Here is a 15,415-nt window from a genome sequence, read left to right as displayed (position 1 = left end):
CGGTCGGGTGCTGAACTCCGTACCGCTGCGTCTCGTGCTCGCCTCGCAGAGTCCCGCCCGCCGCAAGCTGCTCCAGGCCGCCGGGATCGAACCCGACGTGCTGGTCAGCGGGGTGGACGAGTCACAGGTGGTCAGCGACCAGGCCGAGGACCTGTGTCTGGAGCTGGCCCGGCTCAAGGCGCAGGCGGTGCTCGGTCGACTGCGGGCGACGCCGGACGAGCGGACGCTGGTACTCGGGTGCGATTCGGTGCTCGCGTTCGACGGTGAGATTCTCGGCAAGCCGGCCGACGCGGCGGACGCGACCCGGCGGTGGGAGCGGATGCGGGGGCGCAGCGGCGTGCTGCACACCGGGCACTGCCTGATCGACGTGACACGCGAGGCGCGGGCGGAGGGGGTCGCCTCCACCACCGTGCACTTCGCCGACATCAGCGACGAGGAGATCGCCGCGTACGTGGCGACGGGCGAGCCGCTGGCCGTGGCCGGTGCGTTCACCATCGACGGGCTGGGCGGTGCGTTCCTGACCGGGATCGAGGGTGACCCGGGAACGGTGGTCGGGCTCAGCCTGCCGCTGCTGCGCAACCTCCTCCGCGAGTTGGACCTGAGCGTCACCGACCTGTGGACGAAGGTCGCGCCAGGAGGCCAGGAGATCGAGCATCTCGGCTAACGTCCGGTCATGAGCACGAAGCCGCTGCCGCTGACCCCGGAACTGCACGCCTACCTCGTCGCGCACGGGTCCGCCCCGGACGAGATCGTCCGTGAGCTGGCCGAGGAGACCCGGGCGGCGCTGCCAGCCCAGGCGGACATGCAGGTCGCGCCGGAGCAGGCCGCGTTCCTGACCTTCCTCACCCGACTCCTCGGGGTTCGGCAGGCGGTGGAGGTGGGCACCTTCACCGGCCTCTCCTCGCTGGCGATCGCGCGAGGGCTGGCCGACGGTGGCCGGCTCACCTGCTTCGACATTTCGGAGGAGTACACCGGCATCGCCCGCCGCTACTGGACCCGGGCGGGGGTGGACGACCGGATCGACCTACGGATCGGGCCGGCCGGGGAGACGCTGCGGGAGCTGCCCCGCGAGCGGTACCTGGACTTCGCGTTCATCGACGCGGACAAGGTCGGCTACCCGATCTACTGGGACGAGCTGGTGCCGCGGATGCGTCCAGGCGCGGTGATCGCGGTGGACAACACGCTGCGCGGCGGCCGGGTGCTCGCCCCGCAGAACGCCGACGACCGGGCGATCGCCGCGTTCAACGACGAGGTCCTCGCCGACGTCCGGGTGGAGCCGGTGATGCTGCCGATCGCGGACGGCGTCACGCTCGCCCGGGTGCGCTGAGGCCCGCCGCGACGCTCAGGCGGGGATCGGGATGGGGGCCTGGTCGTCGGTGGGGTCGGCGGTGCGCAGGGCGCGGCCGAGCCGCACGGCGAGCAGCGCGGCCGCCGCGATGAAGACCGGCAGCAGCAGGAAGGCCAGGTGCGGCCCGACCCCGTCGGCCACCCACCCCAGCCCGACCGGGGCGATGCCGAAACCCACCCCCATCGAGTACGACGACCAGCCCGCCGCCTTGTCGGCGGCCGGCCCGGCGACGGCGAGCGCGATGGAGATCGCGAGCGGGTAGTGCAGGGCGTTGCCCAGGCCGAGCACGACCAGGCCGGCCACGGCGAGCCAGCCCACCGAAGCGGCCCAGAACAGGGCGAAGCCGGCCAGCGATACGCCCAGCGCCGCCAAGAGCAGCGGCACCGGCGGCCAGCGCAGGGCGATCCGGCCACCGACGACCCGGCCGACAAACATCCCGCAGACGATCGCGGCGACCGCCGCCGCGGCGCGACCGGCGCTCAGCCCGGCGTGGCTGCGGAGCACGTCGGCGGTCCACAGGGACAGGCACACCTCGATCGAGCCGGTGACCGCCATCAGCACCCAGGCGATCCAGTACGCCCGGGGCAACCGGTCCGCCGCTGCCGGGTTCGGCCCGTCGCCGGCCGGGTCGCCGGGACGGACGTCGGCGGCGGAGGCCGCGGCGGTCACTCGTTCGTCGGCAGCCGCGGCAGCGGGGGCGGTCCTCGGGAGGCGTACCCGGAAAGTGAGGGCGGCGAGGGCGACCAGCGCGATCAGCGCGACCTCGACGGCCATCACCGGCCGCCAGCCGAGGCCGGCGTCGACGGTGGCGCCGATGACCAGCGGGGCGAGGATGCCCATGCCGGCGCAGGCGGCGTTGGCCTCGGTGAGGGCGGCGGGGGCGGCGTCGCCGTGGCGGGCGGTGAGCACGACACTGACCCCGCTGATCACCATCATGCCGAAGGCGGCGATCACCGCCACCGAGGCGATGGTCGCCGGCAGCGGGTGCAGGGCGCCGAGCGCGGTGACGCCGGCGGCCACCCCGGCGAGGCCGAGCCAGATCACCGGGCCGCGGCCGAGGCGGCGGGCGACCGGCGCGAAGAGCACCCCGCCGAGCAGCGCGCCTACCGCGATGCCGGTGCTGTGCAGGCCGGCGACGGCGGCGCTGGTGCCCTGCTCGTCGCGGAGCAGCGGTACGACCGGGCCGAACCCGTAGAGGAAGAAGCCCCACAGCCCCAGCTGGGCGTAGGCCAGCCAGGTGATCTTGTCATGGGTGAGGCGGGGCACCGGCCTTACGCTACAAGCGTCGGACCGGCGCCCGGCCCCAGATGAGAGGCAGCTCTCTCAGCGGACGCTGCGGGCGAACTGCCGGGCGGCCCAGACCACGCCGGCCACGGCGAGCACCGCGATGATGCTCAGCCCCTGCCAGACCTTGTCGTTGCCGAGGTCGCCGGCGAAGAGCGCGCGGGTGCCGTCGACCGCCCAGGAGAACGGGTTCCACTCGGCGACGCCCTGGAGCCAGCCGGGAGCGAAGGTGAGCGGCAGCAGGATGCCGGAGAGCAGCAGCACCGGCTGGGCGACGGTGTTCATCAGCGGGGCGAGCGCGTCCTCGCTCTTGACCTTGAGCGCGACGCCGTAGGAGACGGCCGAGGTCATCAGCGCGATCAGCGCCAGCATCAGGTACGCCAGCAGCAGGTCCCCGATGAACACCCGCAGGTCGAACAGGAGCGCCAGCAGGGTGATGATGACGGCCTGCACGACCAGCGAGACCACGTCCCGCAGCGAGCGGCCGAGCAGCAGGGCGAGCCGGCTGACCGGGGTGACCCGGGACCGTTCGATGACCCCGGCGCGCAGCTCGGCGATCAGGCCGAAGCCCTGGAACAGGCCACCGAAGATGGCCAGCAGCACCAGCAGGCCGGGTACGAAGATCTTGTAGGCCTCCGCCTGGGTGGGTGCGTTCAGCGCCGGCTTGAGCAGCGGGGCGAAGAGCAGCAGGTACATCACCGGCTGGAAGACGCCGACGAAGACCCAGACCGGGTTGCGCAGCAGCAGTTGGATCTGGCGCTCGAAGATGAGCCAGGTGTCGCGGGCGAGTTTCATGGTCTGTCTCCGGATATCTCAGGACTCGCGCAGCGAGCGGCCGGTCTTGGTGAGGAAGACGTCGTCGAGGCTGGGGCGGTGCAGCTCGATGGAGCGCAGGTCCAGCCCGGCGTGGTCGAGGCGGCGCAGCACCTGCGGGATGGCGGTGGCGCCGTCCTCGACGTAGAGGCGAACGCCCTCGTCGCCGGTCTCCAGCTTGTTGACGTACGGCTCGGCGTCGAGCAGCTTCGCCGCCTGCGGCGTGGCGGCGGCGTCGAGGCCGACGAGCACGACGTCGCCGGAGATCTCGCGCTTGAGCTCGGCCGGGGTGCCCTCGGCGACGACCTCGCCGTGATCCATGATCGCGATCCGGTCGCAGAGCGCGTCCGCCTCGTCCAGGTAGTGCGTGGTGATGAAGACGGTCATCCCGTCGGCCCGCAGCCGGCGGATCTCGTCCCACATGTGCGCGCGGCTCTGCGGGTCGAGGCCGGTGGTCGGCTCGTCCAGGAAGACGATCTTCGGCTCGTGGATGATGCCGAGGGCGATCTCGACGCGCCGCCGCTGGCCGCCGGAGTAGGTCTTGCACTTGCGGTCGGCGTACTCGGTGAGCTGGAAGGCGTCCAGGGCGCGGGCGGCCCGGCGGTGTGCCTCGGCCTTGCCGATCCCGTAGAGCCGGGCGTGCAGGACCAGCTCCTCCCGGGCGGTGGACTCGTCCCAGGTGCTGCCGCCCTGGGCCACGTAACCGATCCGGCGGCGCACCTCGGCCGGGTCCTTGCGCAGGTCGGCCCCGGCGATGGTGGCGTCGCCGCCGTCCGGCTCGATGAGGGTGGCGAGCATCCGCAGGGTGGTGGTCTTGCCGGCGCCGTTGGGGCCGAGGAAGCCGAAGATCTCCCCTTCCGCCACCTTGAGGTCGACGCCCCTGACGGCGTCCACGGTCTTCGTCTCGCGACCCGCCCGGGAGCGGAACGACTTCCGCAGTCCCCTGGTCTCGATCATTTCTGCTCCTGGTCGTCCGGGCCGGCGCGCCGGCCGTGCTTGCCTGGGGACGACGCCGGACGGCGCGCTCCCCCCGTTGTGCGGGCTCAGGCTAACGCGATATAGCGTTTGTAGTCAATGTTGATTATTGCTCGGTGGCCGGGTCCGAAGCCCGGTCGCCGCCCGGCTCTCCGGCCACGCCCAGGTTCTGCTGCTGCCACTCGACCCAGCTCTCCCCACCGGCCAGTCCAGCAGGCAGGTACGACACTCCGGACTCGATCCGCTCGGCGATCCGCTCGCACCAGGCGATCTCCGCCTCCGAACGGGCCGACCAGAGCTCGAAGATCCAGCCGACGTGCACCGGCCGGGTGGTCCGCATCCACTCCGAGTCGATCGCCGCCCGCATCGACTCGGCGCCGGCACGCAGCAGCATCGCCCGGTTCCGCAGGGCCGCCGCCGCCTCCTCCCGGGGCAGGGCCGGCAGGAAGGAGAAGGCAGCGGTGAACGGATCGGTGGGCTCCTGCAGCTGCCACCACAGTCCGCGCAGCAGCGTCTCGAACTCCTCCGCGCCCTTCTCCGTGATCTCGTACGTGGTCCGGGCCGGCCGGCCGCCGACCTGCTCGGTGGCGACGGCGCGGAGCAGCCCCTCCTCGGTCAGCTTCCGCAACGCGTGGTAGATCGAACCGGGCTGGATGTTGGCCCACTTGTCCGCGCTCCAGCTCAGCAACTCGCGGCGCACGTCGTAGCCGTGCACCGGCTGCATCCACTTGACCAGCCCGAGAATCATCATGCGCGTCGCCGACATAGGACAAGCGTAATAAACAAGTTTGACTAGTGCTCGCCATTCGAGTGCGGCATCCCACACTGAGCGATCGTTAGGGTCGCCAGGCCGGCCGATACACTCCCGGCATCGACCTCCCGGGAGGAGCCACCAAGGTGCGCAAGGTACTCATCGCCAACCGCGGCGAGATCGCCGTCCGCGTCATCCGCGCCTGCCGCGACGCCGGTCTGGGCAGCATCGCCGTCTACGCGGACTCCGACCGGGACGCCCTGCACGTCACCCTCGCCGACGAGGCGTACGCGCTCGGCGGCGACACCGCGGCGGAGAGCTACCTGCGGATCGACAAGCTGATCGACATCGCCGGGAAGGCCGGCGCCGACGCCGTGCACCCCGGCTACGGCTTCCTCTCCGAGAACGCCGACTTCGCCCAGGCCGTCATCGACGCCGGGCTGACCTGGGTCGGCCCCACCCCGCAGGCCATCCGCGACCTCGGCGACAAGGTGACCGCCCGGCACATCGCCCAGCGCGCCGGCGCGCCGCTGGTCCCCGGCACCCCGGACCCGGTGGGCAATCCGGACGAGGTGATGGCCTTCGCCGTCGACCACGGCCTGCCGGTGGCCATCAAGGCCGCCTTCGGCGGCGGCGGTCGCGGCCTCAAGGTCGCCCGCACCATGGAGGAGATCCCGCAGCTCTTCGAGTCGGCCACCCGCGAGGCGGTCGCCGCGTTCGGCCGGGGCGAGTGCTTCGTCGAGCGGTACCTCGACAAGCCCCGTCACGTCGAGGCGCAGGTCCTCGCCGACCAGCACGGCAACGTGATCGTGGTCGGCACCCGGGACTGCTCGCTGCAGCGCCGGCACCAGAAGCTGGTCGAGGAGGCCCCCGCGCCGTTCCTCACCGAGGCCCAGCGGGCCCAGATCCACGACAGCGCCAAGGCGATCTGCCGGGAGGCCGGCTACCACGGCGCCGGCACCGTCGAGTACCTGGTCGGCGTGGACGGCACCATCTCCTTCCTGGAGGTCAACACCCGGCTCCAGGTCGAGCACCCGGTGACCGAGGAGACCGCCGGCATCGACCTGGTCCGCGAGCAGTTCCGGATCGCCGACGGCGAGAAGCTGCGCTTCACCGAAGACCCGACGCCGCGCGGGCACTCCATCGAGTTCCGGATCAACGGCGAGGACCCGGGCCGCAACTTCCTGCCCGCCCCGGGCACCGTCACCGCGCTGCGGCTCCCCACCGGCCCGGGCGTCCGGGTGGACACCGGCATCTCGGCCGGCGACGTGATCGGCGGCAACTTCGACTCGCTGCTGGCCAAGGTGATCATCACCGGCGAGACCCGCGCCGAGGCGATCGAGCGGGCCCGCCGGGCGCTCGACGAGATGGTCGTCGAGGGCATGGCCACCGCGCTGCCGTTCCATCGGCTGGTGGTCCGGGACGAGGCGTTCACCGCCGAGCCGTTCACCGTGCACACCCGGTGGATCGAGACCGAGTTCAACAACACCGTGCCGGCGTTCACCGCCGCCGCCGCCGGAGCCGCCGAGGCCCCGGCGGAGCGCGAGACCGTCGTGGTCGAGGTGGGTGGCAAGCGGCTGGAGGTGGTGTTGCCCGCCGGCCTCGGCGCGGGTACGACCGCCAGCGCGCCCGCCGCGAAGAAGCCGGCCCGCCGGGGTGGCGGGGCCAAGGCGGGCGCGGCGGTCAGCGGTGACGCGCTCACCTCCCCGATGCAGGGCACCATCGTGAAGATCGCCGTGGCGGACGGGGACACCGTCGCCGAGGGCGACCTGGTCGTCGTCCTGGAGGCGATGAAGATGGAGCAGCCGCTGCACGCGCACAAGGCCGGTACGGTCAGCGGTCTCTCCGCCGAGGTGGGCGCGGTCATCACCGCCGGCGCCGCCATCTGCACCATCGCCTGACCCGTCGCCCCCACCGGCTCGCCGGCTGGAACCGACACCACCGTGAGCGATACGCCTGTGAGTCATATTTATGCCTCTCAGGTATATCGCTCACCAGGCATATGGCCGGCCGACGCCACACGGCGACACCGGCGAGCGGCCGTAGCTTCGGCTCGTCGGCATGGGCGCACGGCGGCCGGCCGGGTGGTTTGGGACACCACCGGCGGCGGTCCGGGGCGCGAGCAGGAATGATGTCCGGGTGCGGTTCCTTCATGGCGCGGTCCCCGCGCACGACCTGACCTACAACGACGTCTTCATGGCGCCGGCCCGCTCCGAGGTGGGCTCGCGGCTCGACGTCGACCTGGCCACCGGCGACGGTACCGGCACCACCATCCCGCTGGTGGTGTCGAACATGACCGCGGTCGCCGGCCGCCGGATGGCCGAGACGGTCGCCCGGCGCGGCGCCATCGCGGTGATCCCGCAGGACATCCCGATCGAGGTGGTGGCGAACGTCGTCGCCTGGGTCAAGCAGCGGCACCTGGTGCACGACACCGCGATCACCCTCGGCCCCACCGACACCGTCGGCGACGCGATCCACCTGCTGCCGAAGCGCTCGCACGGCGCGGTGATCGTGATCGACGAGGCCGGCCGCCCGGTCGGCGTGGTGACCGAGGCGGACACCGTCGGCGTGGACCGGTTCGCCCAGCTCCGGCACGTGATGTCGACCGAGCTGCACACCGTGCCGGCGGACGCGGACCCGCGTACCGGCTTCGACCGGCTCTCGGCCGGGCGGCGGCGACTCGCCCCGGTGGTGGACGGGGAAGGCCGGCTGGTCGGGGTGCTCACCCGGCAGGGCGCGCTGCGCGCCACGCTCTACAAGCCGGCCGTGGACGACCGGGGCCGGCTGCGGATCGCCGCGGCGGTCGGCATCAACGGCGACGTGACCGGCAAGGCGGCCGCCCTGCTGGAGGCGGGTGTCGACACGCTGGTCGTGGACACCGCGCACGGCCACCAGGAGCGGATGATCTCGGCGCTGCGGGCGGTCCGCAAGCTCGACCCGGCGGTCCCGGTCGCGGCCGGCAACGTGGTCACCGCCGACGGCGTACGCGACCTGGTCGAGGCGGGCGCCGACATCGTCAAGGTCGGCGTCGGCCCGGGTGCGATGTGCACCACCCGGATGATGACCGGGGTGGGTCGGCCGCAGTTCTCGGCGGTCCTCGACTGCGCGGCGGCGGCCCGAGAGCTGGGCCGGCACGTCTGGGCGGACGGCGGCGTACGCCACCCACGCGACGTGGCGCTGGCCCTGGCGGCCGGGGCGTCCAACGTGATGATCGGTTCCTGGTTCGCCGGCACCTACGAGTCCCCCGGCGACCTCTACACCGACGTGGACGGCCGGCGCTACAAGGAGAGCTTCGGCATGGCCTCGGCCCGGGCGGTCAGCGCGCGTACGGCCGAGGACAGCGCGTTCGACCGGGCCCGCAAGGCGATCTTCGAGGAGGGCATCTCCTCGGCCCGGATGCACCTCGACCCGAACCGGCCGGGCGTGGAGGACCTGATCGACGAGATCATCTCCGGGGTGCGCAGCGCCTTCACCTACGCCGGCGCCCGCAACCTGGACGAGTTCCACGAGCAGGCCCTGGTCGGCGTGCAGAGCACCGCCGGCTACACCGAAGGCATGCCCCTCCCCACCAGCTGGTAACACCGCCCGGCATGGCGGTCACTCGAAGAGGCGGCGGATGACCGAGCGGGCGGCGGACTCCGGGTCCGGGCCGGCCGCCGGCGGGAGGGCGCCGGCCAGCCAGAGGGTGGCGAAGCCGTGCACGATCGACCAGGCGGCGAGGGCGTCCCGGTCGGGCTCGGCGGCCGGCCGGGCGGGCAGCGCGGCGATCCCGCCGCGCAGCGCCGCCCCCGCCCGGGCGCGCGCGGCGGCCACCTCGGGGTCGTCGGCCCGGTAGAGCCCCGGCGCGAACATCACCTCGAAGTGGGCGCGGTGGTCGACCGCGAAGCGGACGTACGCCACCCCGGTCTCGAGCAGGTCGCCGCCGGCCCGGCCGAGCGCCCCGGCGAGGAGGTCGAAGCCCTCGACGGCGAGCGCCGTGAGCAGGCCGGCCTTGTCGCCGAAGTGGTGCGCGGGCGCGGCGTGCGAGACCCCCGCCCGGCGGGCCAGGTCACGCAGGCTCAGCGCGGCCGGCCCGGACTCGCCGATCGCCTCGACCGCCGCGGCGAGCAGGGCCCGCCGCAGGTCGCCGTGGTGGTATCCGCGGTTCGCCGTCATGCCCGGGAGCATATCTTGCCAGCGACAAGATAATGTGTCGGAAACTAGTTTGGCCCCTGACGGTCCGGTAGCTAATCTGACGGCTGTGAAGATGGAACCGCTCGTCACCTTCCCCGACATGCTCCGCCACGCGCCGCTCGGTCGGCTGCTCGCGATCGCCGGCCATGTCGTCGAGCAGCACTGGGGGCGGTACCTGGCCGAGCACCACGGCCTCACCTCGGCCGGCATGCGGGTGCTGTTCATCCTGAGCCGCATCGGCGACAGCACCCATCGGGAGGTCGCCGAACGGTGCTTCGTCCGGCCCGCCACCCTCACCGGCATCGTCGACACCCTCGAACGCGACGGCTTCGTCGAGCGTCGCCGGGACGGCGCCGACCGCCGCACCGTGCAGCTGACCCTGACCGACAAGGGCCGCCGGCACGCCGAACAGCTCACCGAGCTGATCCACAGCGACCGCCCGCTCACCTCCGTCGACGCCGATCCGGCGAAGAAGGCGGTTATCCGGGAGTTCCTCACCGAACTCATCACGAGCATGTCCGACGGGGAGGTCGGCAGGTTGAACCAACACCAGGACTCCGCAACCGACCCGACGCCGGGGAGCCGTCCATGCTGATCCGCCTGCTCCGCCACCGTCTGCGCCCGTACCGCCGGCTCCTCGCGGCCGTGGTGGCGCTCCAGTTCGTCGGCACGATGGCCTCGCTCTACCTGCCGAGCCTCAACGCCGACATCATCGACCGGGGTGTCGCCCTCGGCGACACCGACCAGATCATGCGCACGGGCGGATGGATGCTGGTGGTCAGCCTGCTCCAGATCGCCTGCTCGATCGCCGCGGTGTACCTGGGCGCGCGGACCGCGATGGGGTTCGGGCGGGACGTACGCGCGACCATCTTCGGGCACGTCAACACCTTCTCGGCCCGCGAGGTCGCCCGGTTCGGCGCGCCGTCGCTGATCACCCGCAACACCAACGACGTGCAGCAGGTGCAGATGCTCGTGCTGATGAGCTGCACCATGCTGGTCGCCGCGCCGATCATGTGCGTCGGCGGAGTGGTGATGGCGCTCAGCGAGGACGTCGGGCTCTCCTGGCTGATGCTGGTCAGCGTGCCGGTGCTGGCCGTCGCGCTGGGCCTGATCATCCGGCGGATGGTGCCGGGCTTCCGGCTGATGCAGACCCGGATCGACGCCGTCAACCGGGTGCTGCGCGAGCAGATCACCGGCATCCGGGTGGTCCGCGCCTTCGTCCGGGAACCGTACGAGACGGAGCGCTTCGGCGTCGCCAACGCCGACCTCACCGCGACCGCCCTGCGCGTCGGCCGGCTGATGGCCCTGATCTTCCCGGTGGTGATGCTGGTGCTCAACGTCTCCAGCGTCGCGGTGCTCTGGTTCGGCGCGCAGCGGGTCGACGCCGGCCAGATCCAGGTCGGCGCGCTGACCGCGTTCCTGCAGTACCTGATGCAGATCCTGATGGCCGTCATGATGGCCACCTTCATGCTGATGATGGTGCCGCGCGCGGCGGTCTGCGCCGAACGGATCGTCGAGGTGCTGGACACCGAGTCGTCGGTGGTGCCGATGGCCGAGCCGGTGATCGCGGTGACCAGGAACGCCGAGCTGGAGCTCCGCAGGGTCGCCTTCCAATATCCCGGGGCGAGCGCTCCGGTGCTGCACGACATCTCGTTCCGGGCCGGCCCCGGCCGGACCACGGCCATCATCGGCTCCACCGGGGCCGGCAAGACCACCCTGCTCACGCTGATCCCCCGGCTGGTCGACCCGACCGCCGGCGCGGTGCTGGTCGACGGGGTGGACGTGCGGCTGCTGGAACCGGACGAGGTCTGGCGCCGGATCGGGCTGGTGCCGCAGCGGCCGTACCTGTTCAGCGGAACGGTCGCCAGCAACCTGCGGTACGGCAACCCGGACGCGACCGACGCCGAGCTGTGGGCGGCGCTGGAGATCGCCCAGGCCCGGGACTTCGTGGCCGAGATGCCGGGCGGGCTGGACGCCCCGATCGCCCAGGGCGGCACGAACGTCTCCGGTGGTCAGCGGCAGCGGCTGGCGATCGCCCGCGCGCTGGTCCGTCAGCCGGAGATCTACCTCTTCGACGACTCGTTCTCGGCGCTCGACCTCGGCACCGACGCCCGGCTGCGGGCCGCGCTGAAGCCGGTCACCGCGAACGCGGCGGTGGTGATCGTGGCCCAGCGGGTCTCCACGATCGTCGACGCCGACCAGATCATCGTGCTCGAGGACGGGGGCGTCGTCGGCATGGGACGACACGAGGACCTGCTGGAGAACTGCCCGACGTACGCCGAGATCGTGGCGTCCCAGCAGACGGCGGAGGTGCCGGCGTGAGCGAGCCGAACAGACAGCTCGGCCCCCGGGACGGCAAGGTCACCGTACCGGTCCAGAAGCAGGGCCCGGAGGCGGCGATGCCGAAGCGGCTGCCGCCGGCCGGGCGGCGCCCCGGCGGCCCGCCGTGGATGAGCGCCGGGATGCCCGCCGAGAAGTCGATGAACTTCGGGCCGTCGACCCGGCGCCTGCTCGGCCGCCTGCGGCCGCACCGGCTCCAGCTGGGTGCCGTGACCGTGCTGGCCGTGGTGAGCGTCGGGCTCAGCGTCGCCGGGCCGAAGCTCCTCGGCCACGCCACCGACCTGATCTTCAGCGGGGTGATCGGCCGGCAGTTGCCCGCCGGGACCAGCCCGGAGCAGGCCGTGGCGGCGGCCCGGGCGGCCGGCAACGACAACTACGCCGACATGCTCGCCCGGATGGATGTGGTGCCCGGCGCCGGGATCGACTTCACCGCCCTCGGCCGGGTGCTCGCCCTGGCCCTCGCGCTCTACCTGGCGGCCAGCCTGCTGTTGTGGTGGCAGGGCTGGCTGCTCAACGGGGTGGTGCAGCGGACCGTGCTGCGGCTGCGCGCCGAGGTGGAGGAGAAGCTCCACCGGCTGCCGCTGCCCTACTTCGACCGGCAGCCCCGGGGCGAACTGCTCAGCCGGGTCACCAACGACATCGACAACATCTCGCAGACCCTGTCGCAGACGCTCAGCCAGCTGCTCACCTCGCTGCTGACCGTGATCGGCGTGCTGGCCATGATGTTCTGGATCTCGCCGCTGCTGGCGCTGGTCGCCCTGGTCGCGGTGCCGCTGTCGGTGCTCGTCACCCAGCGGATCGCCAAGCGGTCGCAGCGCAGGTTCATCGCCCAGTGGCGGCACACCGGTGAACTGAACGGCCAGATCGAGGAGGCGTACACCGGCCACGAGCTGGTCAAGGTCTTCGGCCGGCAGCGCCAGGTGCAGGCCGCCTTCGCGGCCAAGAACGAGGAGCTTTTCCGGGCCAGCTTCGGGGCCCAGTTCATCTCCGGGATCATCATGCCGGCGATGATGTTCGTCGGGAACCTCAGCTACGTCGCGATCGCCGTGGTCGGCGGGCTGCGGGTGGCCTCCGGGTCGATGACCCTCGGCGACGTGCAGGCGTTCATCCAGTACTCGCGGCAGTTCACCCAGCCGATCACCCAGGTCGCCTCGATGGCGAACCTGCTCCAGTCCGGGGTGGCCTCCGCCGAGCGGGTCTTCGCGGTGCTCGACGCCGAGGAGCAGACCCCGGACACGGTTGCACCGCCCCGGGTCACCGGCCGGGTCGAGTTCGCACACGTCTCCTTCCGGTACGACCCGGACAAGCCGCTGATCGACGACCTGTCGCTGGTCGCCGAGCCGGGTCACACCGTGGCGATCGTCGGCCCGACCGGCGCCGGCAAGACCACCCTGGTCAACCTGATCATGCGGTTCTACGAGCTGGACGCGGGCTGGATCACCCTGGACGGGGTGGACATCACCACCATGCCCCGGGAGGAGCTGCGCGGCCGGATCGGCATGGTGCTCCAGGACACCTGGCTCTTCGGGGGCACCATCCGGGACAACGTCGCCTACGGCCGGCCCGACGCCACCGAGGAGGAGATCCTGGCCGCCGCCCGGGCCACCTTCGTGGACCGGTTCGTCCACAGCCTCCCCGACGGGTACGACACGGTGATCGACGAGGAGGGGAGCAACGTCAGCGCCGGCGAGAAGCAGCTCATCACCATCGCCCGGGCGTTCCTCGCCGAGCCGTCGCTGCTCATCCTGGACGAGGCGACCAGCTCGGTGGACACCCGCACCGAGGTGCTGCTCCAGCGGGCGATGGCCGCCCTGCGGTCGGACCGGACCAGCTTCGTCATCGCGCACCGGCTCTCCACCATCCGCGACGCCGACCTGATCCTGATGATGGAGAACGGCCGGATCGTCGAGCAGGGCAGCCACGACCAGCTCGTCGCCGCCGACGGGGCCTACGCCCGGCTGTACCGGTCCCAGTTCAGCCAGGCGGTGGTGGCCGACGAGGCCGACCAGCTCGCCCAACCGGCGACGGCCGGGAACTGACGATGCCCGAGGGATCCCGCCCGGCACCGGCTCCCGTCCACGACGGACGGGAGCCGGCGGGCGCACGGTTCGCGGGCGCACGGTCGGCCGGTGACGAGCGGCCGGCGCCGCGCTGGCGTGGACCCGGCGCGGCCGGGTCAGTCCGCGGGGAGCAGGCCGGCCGAGCGGCCGGCGACCACCTTCCCGATCAGCCCGAGGGCGTCGGCGACGGGCATCGGGGCCAGCGCGCGACCGTCGCGCAGCCGCAGCGAGACCGCGCCGTCGAGCGCCTCCCGGGGGCCCAGCACCCCGACGTACGGGATGCGGCGGCGGGCGGCGTCGCGGACCCGGGCGCCCAGCGAGCCGGCCACCTCGACCTCGGTCCGCAGCCCGGCCGCCCCGGCCCGGCGGGCCAGGTCGACGGCCGCGCCGGCCTGCCCCTCCTCGACCGGGAGCAGCACCAGCTGCACCGGGGCGTACCAGGCCGGAAAGGCGCCCGCATGCACCTCGATCAGGTACGCGAAGAGCCGCTCCATGCTGCCGACCAGGCTCCGGTGCACCAGCACCGGCCGCCGCCGCGACCCGTCCGCGTCGGTGTACGACAGGTCGAACTTCTCGGGCTTGTCGAAGTCGAGCTGGATGGTGGAGATGGTCGACTCCCGGCCGGCCGCGTCGACGATCTGGATGTCGATCTTCGGCCCGTAGAAGGCGGCCTCGCCGGGCGCCTCGGTGAACTCCACCCCGTCGAGCGCGGCGCCGAGCAGCTCCTCGGCCCGCGCCCACGCGGCGTCGTCCCCGACGTACTTCTCCCCCGGCCCGCGCAGCGACAGCCGGAACCCGGCCGGTCGTACGCCGAGCGCGGCGTGCGCCTCGCGGATCAGCCGCAGGATCTCGCGTACCTCGTCGCCGACCTGGTCGAGGGCGCAGAAGTTGTGCGCGTCGTTCAGCGAGATGGCGCGGACCCGGGACAGCCCGCCCAGCACGCCGGAGCGTTCCGCCCGGTACATCCCGCCCAGCTCGGCGATCCGCAGCGGCAGCTCCCGGTAGGAGCGGCCCCGGGCGCGGAACACCAGCGCGTGGTGCGGGCAGAGCGCCGGCCGGAGCACGAACTCGTCGTCGGCGCTCAGCCGCATCGGCGGGAACATGTCGTCGGCGAAGTAGCCCAGGTGGCCGGAGAGCTCGAAGAGCTCCCGTTTACCCAGCGGCGGCGAGTAGACGTGCCGGTATCCGGCCCGGCGCTCCAGTTCGCGGACGTACTCCTCGACGGCGTGCCGGGCGGCGGCGCCGGCCGGCAGCCAGATGGGCAGGCCGGCGCCCGCGAGCGGGTCGGAGACGAACAGCTCCAGCTCCCGGCCGAGCCTGCGGTGGTCGATCATGTCGCTCTCCTTGATCGGGTACGACCCGGAGGCGAGGCGGCCCGGAACGCCGCGAGGCCCCGGGGCGGTTCGCCCCGGGGCCTCGTCGACGGTTACGTCAGTGCGGCGCGCCGGGGATTCCCGGCGTCGTGGTCACCACCGCGCTGCGCATGCGGCGACGGTACGCGGGCGTCGACGTGCCACGCATCCGGATTTCGCGGTGTCATCGAGGGGGCGGGCGCCCCGGAAAAGGGGGCGGGTCGCCGGCACGGGACCTGCCGGCGACCCGCGGCGGCCCGGTCGTCAGGAACGGGGGACCCGACGTCCGTGTGGCCGCGCGCCGACAACGGTACGCCGA

Annotated in this window: 13 protein-coding genes; 7 read left to right on the top strand and 6 right to left on the bottom strand. The window is 72.6% G+C overall.

The window, feature by feature from the left end; genetic code table 11:
- The first annotated feature begins 7 nt into the window (after positions 1-7).
- Complete coding sequence (locus tag EV384_RS08175; protein WP_130331614.1) at positions 8-664, top strand: Maf family protein; 657 nt, start codon at positions 8-10, stop codon at positions 662-664.
- Positions 665-673: 9 nt separating this feature from the next.
- Positions 674-1,327, top strand: coding sequence for an O-methyltransferase (locus EV384_RS08170; protein WP_130331612.1), 654 nt, complete (start codon positions 674-676; stop codon positions 1,325-1,327).
- Positions 1,328-1,342: 15 nt separating this feature from the next.
- Here the strand turns inward: EV384_RS08170 and EV384_RS08165 are convergent, their stop codons facing one another.
- From EV384_RS08165 to EV384_RS08150, 4 genes are all read right to left on the bottom strand, one after another.
- The gene (locus EV384_RS08165; protein ID WP_130331610.1) at positions 1,343-2,614 is read right to left on the bottom strand and encodes an MFS transporter; all 1,272 of its coding nucleotides are present in this window, start codon (positions 2,612-2,614) and stop codon (positions 1,343-1,345) included.
- 57 nt (positions 2,615-2,671) lie between these two features.
- Positions 2,672-3,427, bottom strand: coding sequence for an ABC transporter permease (locus EV384_RS08160; protein ID WP_130331608.1), 756 nt, complete (start codon positions 3,425-3,427; stop codon positions 2,672-2,674).
- An 18-nt stretch (positions 3,428-3,445) separates the two neighbouring features.
- Positions 3,446-4,402 carry an ATP-binding cassette domain-containing protein gene (locus EV384_RS08155; RefSeq protein ID WP_130331606.1) on the bottom strand — a complete coding sequence of 319 codons (957 nt, stop codon included), beginning with the start codon at positions 4,400-4,402 and terminating at the stop codon, positions 3,446-3,448.
- A gap of 124 nt (positions 4,403-4,526) precedes the next feature.
- Positions 4,527-5,186: a PadR family transcriptional regulator gene (locus tag EV384_RS08150; protein ID WP_242623982.1), complete on the bottom strand. Its 660-nt coding sequence runs from the start codon at positions 5,184-5,186 to the stop codon at positions 4,527-4,529.
- 131 nt (positions 5,187-5,317) lie between these two features.
- Here EV384_RS08150 and EV384_RS08145 point away from each other — a divergent pair, with 131 nt between their 5' ends.
- Positions 5,318-7,072, top strand: a complete 1,755-nt coding sequence (locus EV384_RS08145) for an acetyl/propionyl/methylcrotonyl-CoA carboxylase subunit alpha (protein WP_130331604.1) — start codon at positions 5,318-5,320, stop codon at positions 7,070-7,072.
- 238 nt (positions 7,073-7,310) lie between these two features.
- Positions 7,311-8,750 (top strand): GuaB1 family IMP dehydrogenase-related protein, encoded by a 1,440-nt coding sequence (locus tag EV384_RS08140; protein ID WP_130331602.1) that lies wholly within the window; start codon positions 7,311-7,313, stop codon positions 8,748-8,750.
- Between the two features lie 18 nt (positions 8,751-8,768).
- Here the strand turns inward: EV384_RS08140 and EV384_RS08135 are convergent, their stop codons facing one another.
- Positions 8,769-9,326 (bottom strand): TetR/AcrR family transcriptional regulator, encoded by a 558-nt coding sequence (locus tag EV384_RS08135; RefSeq protein WP_130331600.1) that lies wholly within the window; start codon positions 9,324-9,326, stop codon positions 8,769-8,771.
- A 91-nt stretch (positions 9,327-9,417) separates the two neighbouring features.
- Between EV384_RS08135 and EV384_RS08130 the strand changes: the two genes are divergently transcribed.
- The 3 genes from EV384_RS08130 to EV384_RS08120 all read left to right on the top strand — a co-directional run bounded on the left by EV384_RS08130 (position 9,418) and on the right by EV384_RS08120 (position 13,723).
- Positions 9,418-9,939, top strand: a complete 522-nt coding sequence (locus EV384_RS08130; protein ID WP_130340352.1) for a MarR family winged helix-turn-helix transcriptional regulator — start codon at positions 9,418-9,420, stop codon at positions 9,937-9,939.
- A complete protein-coding gene (locus EV384_RS08125) occupies positions 9,933-11,666 on the top strand; it encodes an ABC transporter ATP-binding protein (protein ID WP_130331598.1) in 1,734 nt (577 codons plus the stop codon). The genes EV384_RS08130 and EV384_RS08125 overlap by 7 nt, the downstream gene beginning before the upstream one ends.
- Before the next feature lie 77 nt (positions 11,667-11,743).
- Entirely contained in the window at positions 11,744-13,723 is a 1,980-nt protein-coding gene (locus EV384_RS08120; RefSeq protein ID WP_130340350.1) for an ABC transporter ATP-binding protein, read from the top strand.
- Between the two features lie 137 nt (positions 13,724-13,860).
- On the opposite strand, the gene thrS is transcribed toward EV384_RS08120, so the two are convergent.
- Positions 13,861-15,078 (bottom strand): threonine--tRNA ligase, encoded by a 1,218-nt coding sequence (gene thrS, locus EV384_RS08115; RefSeq protein WP_130331596.1) that lies wholly within the window; start codon positions 15,076-15,078, stop codon positions 13,861-13,863.
- Positions 15,079-15,415: the final 337 nt, after the last annotated feature.

This window comes from Micromonospora kangleipakensis (genome assembly GCF_004217615.1).
Taxonomy (GTDB): Bacteria; Actinomycetota; Actinomycetes; order Mycobacteriales; family Micromonosporaceae; genus Micromonospora; species Micromonospora kangleipakensis.
The sequence above is the reverse complement of the archived record's forward strand: the minus strand, read 5'-3'. Positions and strand labels throughout refer to the sequence as shown.

What these genes read in the sequence shown, in the direction of transcription:
- EV384_RS08170 (WP_130331612.1), top strand. Translation starts at nt 674, where the DNA reads ATGAGCACGAAGCCGCTGCCGCTGACCCCGGAACTGCACGCCTACCTC.
- EV384_RS08160 (WP_130331608.1), bottom strand. Translation starts at nt 3,427, where the DNA reads ATGAAACTCGCCCGCGACACCTGGCTCATCTTCGAGCGCCAGATCCAA.
- EV384_RS08155 (WP_130331606.1), bottom strand. Translation starts at nt 4,402, where the DNA reads ATGATCGAGACCAGGGGACTGCGGAAGTCGTTCCGCTCCCGGGCGGGT.
- EV384_RS08150 (WP_242623982.1), bottom strand. Translation starts at nt 5,186, where the DNA reads ATGTCGGCGACGCGCATGATGATTCTCGGGCTGGTCAAGTGGATGCAG.
- EV384_RS08135 (WP_130331600.1), bottom strand. Translation starts at nt 9,326, where the DNA reads ATGACGGCGAACCGCGGATACCACCACGGCGACCTGCGGCGGGCCCTG.
- EV384_RS08130 (WP_130340352.1), top strand. Translation starts at nt 9,418, where the DNA reads ATGGAACCGCTCGTCACCTTCCCCGACATGCTCCGCCACGCGCCGCTC.
- EV384_RS08125 (WP_130331598.1), top strand. Translation starts at nt 9,933, where the DNA reads ATGCTGATCCGCCTGCTCCGCCACCGTCTGCGCCCGTACCGCCGGCTC.
- EV384_RS08120 (WP_130340350.1), top strand. Translation starts at nt 11,744, where the DNA reads ATGCCGAAGCGGCTGCCGCCGGCCGGGCGGCGCCCCGGCGGCCCGCCG.
- thrS (WP_130331596.1), bottom strand. Translation starts at nt 15,078, where the DNA reads ATGATCGACCACCGCAGGCTCGGCCGGGAGCTGGAGCTGTTCGTCTCC.